A 9,620-nucleotide genomic window follows, 5' to 3' on the forward strand; every position below is an offset into this window, starting at 1 on the left:
GGCCCAATGGTTGGAGCCGGTCCAGTCGGCGTCCGCGATGACCTCTGCGAGCGGCGTCACCTTGCGCCACTTGCCCGCCTCCGCAACAGTCGCGGCAAGGCGCTCGGGCGAGAAGGTGACCGGTGCCGTGGCGAGCCGGAAAACGTCGAGGATGCGCGGGGTGAAGACAGCAGGGTCGACCTCGCCCGCGTTGCCGGGGCGCACCAGCGGCTCGAGGTTCTTGCGCAGCAGGTCAGATTCGGCGGAGATTCCGCTCATCAGGCAGGCGCGCATGATCTCGGAAAGCGCGTTGCGCGTCAGCGCGTGGCTGCGGATGCGCAACACGTCCTCGGCCTGCCAGCGCGCGGGCGAGGTTCCCATCTGCGCGAATTCCTCGGGCAGGCGCGCGCGCTCCGCTTCGGTGAGCGCGATATAAGAGTTGATCCCCGCCACGAAGCTTTCGCATATGGCGCGGGGGTCGGGGGCGTAGGCGACCCATTCCGCCGCCATGTCACCCCGGAACAGGAAGGCCCGCGCCGCCGCGTCCTGTTCAAGGTAACCGGGACCGAAATCGCCCGAGAGCAGCCCCAGCCCGCGCTTGCGCCAGAGGTCGATCTCCCTCGCGGCGTTGAAGCCCTGCACGAAGAAGCCGTCCGCAGCCGAGCCCGCGCGCAGATGCGGCACGCCCCAGCGATCGACGCGAATCTCGGCCTCGGACGCAAGTCCGGCGACGCGGATGGTCTCGGCCGAGGGCGCCCCGGCACGGGTCTCGTCGGGGGTCGCGGCGGGTCTGGCCAGATTGCTCATGCGGGCTCCTGATGCTGATTCTCATGCAGATTGCGCCACTGTCGTATTGTTTTGCAATACACATATGGCGATTTTCTGAAGACGCCCGAAAGGACGCCGCATCACGATTATCTTTTTAACAAAAGGGTTTTTCGCTGGAGAAATATCTTGACCCACGAAATCCCTGCCGCAAACATGAATTGCATTGCGATACGGGCAAATCAAAAATCGCCCGAGGCAGCCAGACTGACACAGACCTCGGAAGCAACCACAGGGATCATCGACATGACCAGACTGCACCGCCGTCAGGCCCTCAGACTCATTGCCGGCGCCACCGGCGCGACGCTCGCCACCCCCGCAATCATCCGCGCGCAGACCCCCTCGGAGCTGAAGATCGGAGGCATGCTGCCGCTTTCCGGGCCAGCCGCCATCGAAGGGCACCAGGTGCTCAAGGGGCTCGAATTCGCCGTCAAGGAAGCCAACGCCGCCGGCGGCGCACTCGACCGCGAGATCGTGCTCGTGGTCGAGGATGACGAGGCCAACACCACCCGCGGCGTGATCGCGGTGCGCAAGCTGATCGAGACCGACAAGGTGCCGTTCATCGTCGGCACCTACGCCTCGGCCGTGGTCATCGCCACGATGCAGATCACCAAGGAATACGGCGTGCCCCTGCTCTCGGGCGGCTCGACCTCGGTCGCTGCCACCGACGCCAACGAGCCCGGCAACCCGTGGTTCTTCCGCTCCTGGCCGTCGAGCGTCGACCAGGGCCTCGATACCGCCAACGCGATCACCGGCAGGTTCGGCGCCAAGACCGTCGCGATCATCCACGACTCGGGCTCCTACGGCTACTCGCTCGGCGACCAGGTCGAGCAGGTGGTCAAGGACAACGGCGGCGAGATCCTGTCTCGCGACACCTACAACGCCGGTGAGCAGGACTTCACCACGCTGCTGACCCGCATCCGCTCCGAGAAGCCCGACGCGGTCTATATCGGCGGCTGGGCCGGCGACGGCGCGATGATCGTGCGGCAGGCGACCGAGGTCGGGCTGCGCACCCAGTTCGTGGGCTCCGGCTCGATGGTCAGCGACGACTTCATCGAACTGGCCGGCCCGGCGTCCGAGGGCTTTGCGGTGGCAACGCTCTACGAGCCCTCGACCCCCAACGTCTACGGCGCCGAGTTCGGCAAGCGCTTCGAGGCCGAGGTCGGCCAAGCGGCGGGCACGCTGAACTCGCTGGGCTTCGATTCGACCTCCATCGGCATCGAGGCGGTCCGCCGCACCGGCGGGACCGACAGCAAGGCAGTGCGCGACATGATCGCCACCGGCATGGCCGATTTCCCCATCGTCCAGGGCCCCGAGGGCGCGACCGCGGCCTTTGACGCCAAGGGCAGCGTGGATTTCCCGAACTTCATCGCCGTGATCAAGGACGGCGTACGCACCCTGGCCTGATCCGGACTGGATGATCTGAAATGGACTTGTTCCTTCAATACCTCGCCAACGGCATCGTCGTGGGAAGCTCCTACGTGCTGGTCGCCGTGGGACTGACGCTGATCTTCGGGATCCTCGGCATCGTCAACTTCGCCCACGGGGAATTCTACATGCTGGGCGGTTTCGCGGGCATCGGGCTGGCCACGGTGCTCGGCCTGCCGCTGATCGTCTCGCTGCTCGGTGTCGTGGCGTTCGCCGCGCTGCTCGGCTTCCTTGCCGAGCAGATCCTGAACCGGCAAGTGAAGGACAAGGACCCGACCAATTCGATCGTCTCCTCCTTCGGCCTCGCCGTGGTGCTGCAGAACGCCGCGCTGCTGGTGATCGGCCCGCAGCCGATGCTGCTGCGCACGGACCTGTCGATGGTTCCGGTGGAAATCGGACCCGTCTACCTCCCCCTCCAGCGCGCGCTGATCCCCGTGGCGATGATCGTGCTGGTGGGGGCTCTTCATCTCCTGCTGCGTTACACCTGGGTGGGCATGAGCCTCCGCGCCATGGCGCAGCAGCCCACCGTGGCCCGCATGTGCGGCATCCGGGTGTCGCGGGTGGCCATCGTCACCTTCATGACCGGTGCCGTCTTCGCGGGCGTCGCGGGCTTCCTGATGTCCTCGGTCTTCATGGTGCACCCACTGATCGGCAACATGATCGTGCTCAAGGCCTTCACCGTGGTGATCCTCGGCGGCATGGGCAGCGTGACCGGCGCCGCCGCCGCAGGGCTGATGCTGGGCATCGTCGAGTCGATGACCTCGGCCTATCTCGGCAACGGGCTGCGCGACATCGTGGGCTTCCTGATGGTGGTCATCGTGCTGCTGGCCTGGCCGCAGGGGATCTTCGGCCGGAAACTGGAGCGCTCATGAAACATCTCGCACTCTTCGCCGCTGCCATAGCCCTGCTGGCGCTGGCGCCTATGGTGCTGGGCGGGCACGGGCTCAGCGTCATGACGCTGACCCTCACCAACCTCGTGCTGGCGGTAGGCCTGAACCTCGTCGCGGGCTATTGCGGTCAGTTCTCCTTTGCGCAGGCGGCGTTCTTCGGCATCGGCGCCTATACCACCGCGATCATGTCGCGCGATCTGGGCACCGGGGTCTGGATCAACCTGCCCGCCGGGATCATCATCGCCGGGCTCTTCGGGCTGGTGCTCGGGGTGCCGGCGCTGCGGGTGAAGGGGCACTTCCTCGCCATCGTCACCATCGCCTTCCAGACCGTGGTCTACCTGACGCTGGTGCAATGGACCGACTTCACCGGAGGCCAGAACGGCATCCTCGTTCCCGGCGTGGGCGAGACCAGCATCCTCGGCATCATCCGCTTCAACGTGCAGTCGCTGGACTCCTACTACTGGCTGACGCTGGCGCTGGCCGCGGTGGCCATCGTCGTCGCCTGGCGGCTGGTGCATTCCCGGCTCGGGCGCGAGTGGATCGCCGTGCGCGATGACGAGACGCTGGCGCAGGCGGTGGGCGTGAACACCACGACCACCAAGCTCTCGGCCTTCGTGGCGTCCGCTGCCTTTGCCGGTGCCGCCGGTGCGCTCAACGCCTACACGATGCGGACCGCCGCCCCCGACGACTTCACCATCTTCATCTCGTCGATCATCCTCGCCATCATGATCCTCGGCGGCAAGGGCACCTTCCTGGGCCCCATCGTCGGCGCCTTCATCCTGACCATCATCCCCGAAAGCCTGGGCGAGTTCTCGCGCTACAAGATGCTGTTCTTCGGCGTGCTGCTGATCCTCACCATCACCTTCCTGCCGGGCGGCATCATGCAGCTCGTGCGCAACGCGAGGACCCGGCGGGCATGACCGAGACGGAGACCAACATGACAAGGCCGGTGCTCGAGGCGCGCGGGATCGTGCGCCGCTTCGGCGGCATCACCGCCGTCGACGGGGTCGACGTGACCGTGGGCCAGGGCGAGATCGTGGGGCTGATCGGCCCCAACGGCTCGGGCAAGTCGACGATGGTGAACCTGCTGACCGGCGAGCTTGCTCCCGACAAGGGCACCATCCGCTTTGCCGGCAAGGACATTACCGGCGTCGCCCCCTACCGGCGCGCGCGGCTCGGCATCGCGCGCAGCTTCCAGATGCTGCGGATGTTCACCTCGATGAGCGTCGAGGACAACATGCTGACCGCGACGCATATCCACATGAAGCGCGGGCTGCTGTCCTCGCTCTTGAACCTGCCCTCGGCGCGCGCCGAAGAGGACGAGGTCCGCGCGAAGGCCCGCGACCTGCTGGCGATGTTCGAGCTCGAGCAATTCGCCAGGCGCCCGGTCACGGCGCTGTCCATCGGGCAGCAGCGCATGGTCGAGCTGGCGCGCGGGGTGTTGAGCGGGCCCAAGCTCTTCCTGCTCGACGAGCCCGCCGCCGGGCTCGCGCCGCCCAACGTCGACCGGCTCATCGCGCTGATCAAGCGGATGCGCGACGAGTTCGGCATCTCTATCCTGCTCATCGAGCACGACATGCGCGTCGTGCGCGAGCTCTGCGACCGGGTCGTGGTGCTCGACTCGGGCGAGCTGATCGCCGAGGGCCACCCCGAGACCGTGGTCAACGACCCCGCGGTGATCGAGGCCTATATCGGGAAAGGATGGTCGCGCCGTGCTCAAGCTTGACAACATCGAGGCCGGCTACGGCAACACCCGCATCCTGCACGGCGTCTCGCTCGAGATCCCCAAGCGCGGGCTCGTGGCGCTGCTGGGCGGCAACGGCACCGGCAAGTCCACGACGCTCAAGGCGATCATGGGGCTGGTTGGCCTGCAATCGGGCACCGTCACCGTCGACGGGCGCGACATGGCGGGCATCGCCCCCGAGGCGCGCGCGGGTCTCGGCCTGTCGCTGGTGCCGCAGGGCAAGGAGGCCTTCGGCGCCATGAGCGTCGAGGACAACCTGCGCATGGGCGCCTATCACCGCCGCAAGGACCGCACCGGGATCGCTACCGATCTCGAAGCGGTCTACACCCGCTTCCCCCGCCTCAAGGAGCGCCGCCGCGTGGCCGCGGGGATGCTCTCGGGCGGCGAGCGGCAGATGCTCTCGATCGGGCGCTCGCTGATGTCGCGGCCCTCGGTGCTGCTGCTCGACGAGCCCTCGGCGGCGCTGGCGCCCAAGATCGTGGAAGAGATCGCCGAGGCCATCCTCGGCCTGCGCGAGCTCGGGCTGACCTTGCTGCTGGTCGAGCAGAACGTCGGCATGGCGCTCGACATCGCCGACCGGCTCTACGTCATCCGCGGCGGGCGCATCGCCCATGAGACCGCGGTCGGCGACGGCATCGCCATGTCGGAACTGCAGGAATTCTATCTAGGAGGCCATCAGGATGCCTGACCGTTTCACCGGCAAAACCGCCGTCATCACCGGCGCGGGCGGCGCGCTCGGCCGCGCCGTCGCCGAGGGCATCGCCCGCGAAGGCGGCCAGCTCGTGCTCTTCGACCTGAGCGAGGACGCGCTGGCCGAGACCGCCGCGCTCTGCCCCGGCGCCGTCACGGTGCCCGGCGACATCACGCAGGCCGCCGACGTGCAGCGCGCCGCGCAGGTGGCACAGGACCGCTTCGGCGGCGTCGATCTGGCGGTGGCCGCGGCGGGGATCATCGGCCCCTCCTGCTCGGCCATCGACGTCGAGGAAGCAGATTGGGACCGGCTCTTCGCGATCAACGTCAAGGGCTGCTGGCTCACCGCCAAGTCCTTCATCCCGCAGATGCGGGCCAAGGGCGCGGGCTCGATGGTGCTGTTCTCGTCCACGGCCGGGATGATCGGCTCGCCCTTCCTGCCCGCCTATTCCGCCTCGAAGGGCGCGGTGGTGCAGCTCATGCGCAGCCTCGCCATCGCCCACGCCCCCGAGGCCATCCGGGTGAACTGCGTCTGCCCCGGCACCATCGAGTCGCCCATGCACCGCTCGAACGTGGACCGCTTCGAGGGCGAGGCCCGCGAGGCACTGATGAAGCGCCTGCTGGCCGTCCACCCGATGGGCCGCTTCGGCACGCCGAACGAGGTCGCCGAGGCCACGCTCTACCTGCTGAGCGACGCCGCCAGCTTCACCACCGGCGTGGCGCTGCCGGTCGACGGAGGACGTCTCGCATGACCCGTTTCGAAGGCAAGTTCGCCGTGGTCACCGGCGCCGCGGGCGGCATCGGCGCCGCCACTGCCGCGCGGCTGGTTGCGGAAGGCGCCAGGGTGCTGCTCGTGGACCTGCAGGACAAGGTCGCCGAGACCGCCGCAGCGCTCGGGCAACCCTCGCTGGCGCTCGACATCTCGGACGCGGACGCCGGCCAGCGTATCCTTGCCGCCGCGCTCGAGCACACGCAGACCATCGACGTGCTGGTGAACAACGCCGGCATGGGCGGCTCGGGCCCGCTGGAGAAGTCCAGCGACGAGCTGATGGCGCGGATCATCGACGTCAACCTCACCGCCACCATGCGCATCACCCGCGACCTGCTGCCCCACCTGACCCAGCCCGGCGGCAGCATCGTCAACCTCGCCTCGACCTTCGGCATCCTCGGCGCCTCGGGCACCACCGCCTATGCCGTGGCCAAGGCGGGCGTCGGCCAGCTCACCCGGCAGCTCGCGGGCGATTTCGCCCCGCGCGGCCTGCGGGTCAACGCCATCGCGCCCGGCGTGGTGCAGACCGACATGACCGCCAACTACTTCAAGGACCCGCGCTACCGCGCGCTCCACATGGACACGACGCCGCTCGGACGCCCCGGCCAGCCTGAGGAACAGGCGGCGGCCATCGCCTTCCTCGCCTCGGACGACGCCAGCTTCGTCACCGGCGTCGTGCTGCCGGTGGACGGAGGCTATCTCGCCGCCCGCTACCTGCCGCCCGACGCCGTCTGACCGATCACGAAAGGACACACCCCATGAAGTTCGACACCTCCGTCAAATGGCCCCACGGCGCCCGCGTCGCCGTCATGCTGACCTTCGACTTCGACGCCGAGACCCTCTGGACTTCGCGCAACCCCGACAACGTCCGCCGCCCCGGCATCCTGAGCCAGGGCCGCTACGGCGCGGTCATGGGGGTGCCGAAGATCCTCGAAACCCTTCACGACGCGCAGGTGCCCGCCACCTTCTTCACCCCCGGCTGGACCGTCGAGAACCACACCGACAAGGTCGAGATGATCCTCAAGGAGGGGCACGAGCTCGCCCACCACAGCTATTCGCACCGCTGGTCCTCGGATGACGACGCGGCCGAGGTCGAGGAGATGGACAAGGGGCTCGAGGCGCTGAAGCGCGAGGTTGGCATCGTGCCCAAGGGGTACCGCTCGCCCGCGGGCGAGGTGAGCCCCCTGCTCTTCACCCTGCTGAAGGACCGCGGCTTCCTCTACAACTCGTCGCTCATGGACGGCATCAACCCCTACCGCCACAAGATGGATGACGGCAGCGACGGTGTGATCGAGCTGCCGTGGCACTGGTCGCTCGATGACGCGCCGCACGCGCTGTTCTCGTTGCAGACGCCGCGCTCTATCCAGTCCACCGAAGCCGTGGGCAGCCTCTGGAAGGAAGAGTTCCGCGAGATCTACCGCTGGGGCGGGCTCTACAACCTCGTGATGCACCCGCAGATCAGCGGACGGCCCAGCCGCATCGCCCTGCTGCGCGAGATGATCGCCTTCATGCGCAGCTTCCCCGATGTCTGGTTCGCCACCGGCGCCGAAGTGGCGCAGGCATGGTCCGACGAATACGAGAGCTGAGCCATGACCCGGACCAACGCCCGCGAGATGCCGGTCATCGACATAGACCCCTATGCCGACGAGCACCTCGCCGATCCCAGCACCTACTACGACCTGCTGCTGAAGGCGGGGGATGTCGCCTACCTGAGCGCCCATGACGTCTATGTCATGGGCCGCCACGCCTCCATCGTGCCCGCGCTAAAGGACTGGAAGACGTTCTCGTCCACCGGCGGCTCGGGCATCGCCGACGTCCGCCGCCCCGATGCGTGGCGCGCGCCCAGCCCCATCGTCGAGGTCGACCCGCCGCGCCACACCGAGGTGCGCCGCGCCCTGCAGAAAGTGCTCTCGCCCGCGGTCATCCGCAAATGGCGGGAGGACTTCGAGGCCGCCGCGCAGGCGCTCGTCGCCGAACTGCTCGAGAAGGGCGAGGTCGACGGCGTGCAGGACCTGTCCGAGGCCTATGTCTCGTCCACCTTCCCCGATGCGCTCGGCATCGCCCGCTCGCCCGAGCGGCGCCGCAACCTCTACATACTCGGAGAGCTGAATTTCGACGGACAGGGGCCCAACAACGCCCGCTACAAGGCCACGCAGGCCCGCGCCGATGCCATCGACGACTGGTACCAAGCGCAAATGCGGCGCGAGGCCATGGTGCCCGGCGGGTTCGGCGAGAACATCTTCAAGGCCGCCGACGCGGGCGAGATCGAGCCCGAGCTGGCGCCGCTGCTGATGCGCTCGTTCCTGCGCGGAGGGGTCGACACCACCTCGTCGACCATCTCCTGCGCGCTGCACCACCTCGCCAACGCGCCCGACCAGTTCGCGAAGCTCCGCGAGGATCCGTCGCTCGCCCGCAATGCGCTGGAAGAGGCGATGCGGATCGAGACGCCAATCCCGAACGTCGGCCGCCTGACCATGCGGGATGTCGAGTACGACGGCGTCACCCTGCCCGCCGACCGCAAGGTCAACATCGTGCTAGGCTGCGCCAACCGCGACCCCGAAGCGTGGGACCGGCCCGACGAGTACGACCTCACCCGCAAGACGCTCTCGCACGTCGCGCTCGGACAAGGGGTCCACATGTGCGTCGGCCAGATGATTGCGCGGCTCGAGGGCGAGTCGGTGCTGCGCGCGATGGCCACGCAGGTGGGCTCGCTCGAGGCCACGGGCCCCTCGACCCGCAAACTCAACAACAACCTGCGCAGCTACGCCTCGGTGCCGATGCGCATGACCGCCGGATGACCAAGATGCCCAGAGTGACCTACCACCGTCCCGACGGCCGCAGCCGCACCGTCGACGCCGCGCCCGGCGAAAGCGTCATGCTGGCCGCGGTGGGCACCGCGGTGCCGGGGATCCTCGGCGAACGCGGCGGCGGGCTGGCCTGCGCAACCTGCCACGTCTTCGTGGCCGCGCCGTGGCGGGCGCTCGCCGGCGCCCCGCATAGCATGGAGGACGACATGCTCGACATGACCGTCACCGAGCGCGGCCCCGGCAGCCGCCTCTGCTGCGAGATCGCCATGCCCGAGGCGCTGGACGGGATCGACGTGCAGATCGCGGCGGTACAGGCATGACCGATTTCGCCTCCCTCCCCTTCGATGCAGACGAGATGCTGGCGGGTCTTGCCCGCTGGGGCGCCTGCGAGAGCCCCACCCATGACGCGGCGGCAGTGAACCGCATGATGGACCTCGCCGCCCTCGACCTCGCGCGACCTGGGGCCGAGGTACAGCGCGTGCCCGGGG

At 68.3% G+C, this 9,620-nt stretch carries 11 protein-coding genes; 10 read left to right on the forward strand and 1 reads right to left on the reverse strand.

Going from position 1 to position 9,620, the window contains the following annotated elements; genetic code table 11:
• Window positions 1-786: penicillin acylase family protein (locus HC022_RS12885; RefSeq protein ID WP_167452703.1), on the reverse strand; the 786-nt coding region annotated here is incomplete at its 3' end.
• A gap of 264 nt (window positions 787-1,050) precedes the next feature.
• On the opposite strand from HC022_RS12885, the gene HC022_RS12890 reads away from it, so the two are divergent.
• The 10 genes from HC022_RS12890 to HC022_RS12935 are packed head-to-tail and all read left to right on the forward strand — an operon-like array spanning window position 1,051 to window position 9,452.
• Complete coding sequence (locus tag HC022_RS12890; protein ID WP_167452704.1) at window positions 1,051-2,211, forward strand: branched-chain amino acid ABC transporter substrate-binding protein; 1,161 nt, start codon at window positions 1,051-1,053, stop codon at window positions 2,209-2,211.
• A 20-nt stretch (window positions 2,212-2,231) separates the two neighbouring features.
• The gene (locus tag HC022_RS12895) at window positions 2,232-3,104 is read left to right on the forward strand and encodes a branched-chain amino acid ABC transporter permease (protein WP_089959058.1); all 873 of its coding nucleotides are present in this window, start codon (window positions 2,232-2,234) and stop codon (window positions 3,102-3,104) included.
• Window positions 3,101-4,042, forward strand: coding sequence for a branched-chain amino acid ABC transporter permease (locus tag HC022_RS12900; protein WP_167452705.1), 942 nt, complete (start codon window positions 3,101-3,103; stop codon window positions 4,040-4,042). The genes HC022_RS12895 and HC022_RS12900 overlap by 4 nt, the downstream gene beginning before the upstream one ends.
• Entirely contained in the window at window positions 4,039-4,848 is an 810-nt protein-coding gene (locus HC022_RS12905; RefSeq protein WP_167452706.1) for an ABC transporter ATP-binding protein, read from the forward strand. The genes HC022_RS12900 and HC022_RS12905 overlap by 4 nt, the downstream gene beginning before the upstream one ends.
• Window positions 4,835-5,554 carry an ABC transporter ATP-binding protein gene (locus tag HC022_RS12910; protein WP_008883389.1) on the forward strand — a complete coding sequence of 240 codons (720 nt, stop codon included), beginning with the start codon at window positions 4,835-4,837 and terminating at the stop codon, window positions 5,552-5,554. Before HC022_RS12905 ends, HC022_RS12910 begins: the two co-directional genes overlap by 14 nt.
• Window positions 5,547-6,308, forward strand: coding sequence for an SDR family NAD(P)-dependent oxidoreductase (locus HC022_RS12915; protein ID WP_167452707.1), 762 nt, complete (start codon window positions 5,547-5,549; stop codon window positions 6,306-6,308). Before HC022_RS12910 ends, HC022_RS12915 begins: the two co-directional genes overlap by 8 nt.
• Window positions 6,305-7,060 carry an SDR family NAD(P)-dependent oxidoreductase gene (locus tag HC022_RS12920; protein ID WP_167452708.1) on the forward strand — a complete coding sequence of 252 codons (756 nt, stop codon included), beginning with the start codon at window positions 6,305-6,307 and terminating at the stop codon, window positions 7,058-7,060. The genes HC022_RS12915 and HC022_RS12920 overlap by 4 nt, the downstream gene beginning before the upstream one ends.
• A 23-nt stretch (window positions 7,061-7,083) precedes the next feature.
• Complete coding sequence (locus tag HC022_RS12925) at window positions 7,084-7,911, forward strand: polysaccharide deacetylase (RefSeq protein ID WP_008883057.1); 828 nt, start codon at window positions 7,084-7,086, stop codon at window positions 7,909-7,911.
• Between the two features lie 3 nt (window positions 7,912-7,914).
• Window positions 7,915-9,123 carry a cytochrome P450 gene (locus HC022_RS12930; RefSeq protein ID WP_167452709.1) on the forward strand — a complete coding sequence of 403 codons (1,209 nt, stop codon included), beginning with the start codon at window positions 7,915-7,917 and terminating at the stop codon, window positions 9,121-9,123.
• 5 nt (window positions 9,124-9,128) lie between these two features.
• Window positions 9,129-9,452 carry a 2Fe-2S iron-sulfur cluster-binding protein gene (locus HC022_RS12935; RefSeq protein WP_167452710.1) on the forward strand — a complete coding sequence of 108 codons (324 nt, stop codon included), beginning with the start codon at window positions 9,129-9,131 and terminating at the stop codon, window positions 9,450-9,452.
• Window positions 9,453-9,620 lie beyond the last annotated feature (168 nt).

Source organism: Salipiger sp. HF18 (assembly GCF_011806505.1).
Classification (GTDB): Bacteria; Pseudomonadota; Alphaproteobacteria; order Rhodobacterales; family Rhodobacteraceae; genus Salipiger; species Salipiger thiooxidans.

Coding starts and splice junctions, on each gene's coding strand:
- HC022_RS12895 (WP_089959058.1), top strand. CDS start 2,232: ATGGACTTGTTCCTTCAATACCTCGCCAACGGCATCGTCGTGGGAAGC.
- HC022_RS12925 (WP_008883057.1), top strand. CDS start 7,084: ATGAAGTTCGACACCTCCGTCAAATGGCCCCACGGCGCCCGCGTCGCC.
- HC022_RS12930 (WP_167452709.1), top strand. CDS start 7,915: ATGACCCGGACCAACGCCCGCGAGATGCCGGTCATCGACATAGACCCC.
- HC022_RS12890 (WP_167452704.1), top strand. CDS start 1,051: ATGACCAGACTGCACCGCCGTCAGGCCCTCAGACTCATTGCCGGCGCC.
- HC022_RS12915 (WP_167452707.1), top strand. CDS start 5,547: ATGCCTGACCGTTTCACCGGCAAAACCGCCGTCATCACCGGCGCGGGC.
- HC022_RS12905 (WP_167452706.1), top strand. CDS start 4,039: ATGACCGAGACGGAGACCAACATGACAAGGCCGGTGCTCGAGGCGCGC.
- HC022_RS12935 (WP_167452710.1), top strand. CDS start 9,129: ATGCCCAGAGTGACCTACCACCGTCCCGACGGCCGCAGCCGCACCGTC.
- HC022_RS12920 (WP_167452708.1), top strand. CDS start 6,305: ATGACCCGTTTCGAAGGCAAGTTCGCCGTGGTCACCGGCGCCGCGGGC.
- HC022_RS12900 (WP_167452705.1), top strand. CDS start 3,101: ATGAAACATCTCGCACTCTTCGCCGCTGCCATAGCCCTGCTGGCGCTG.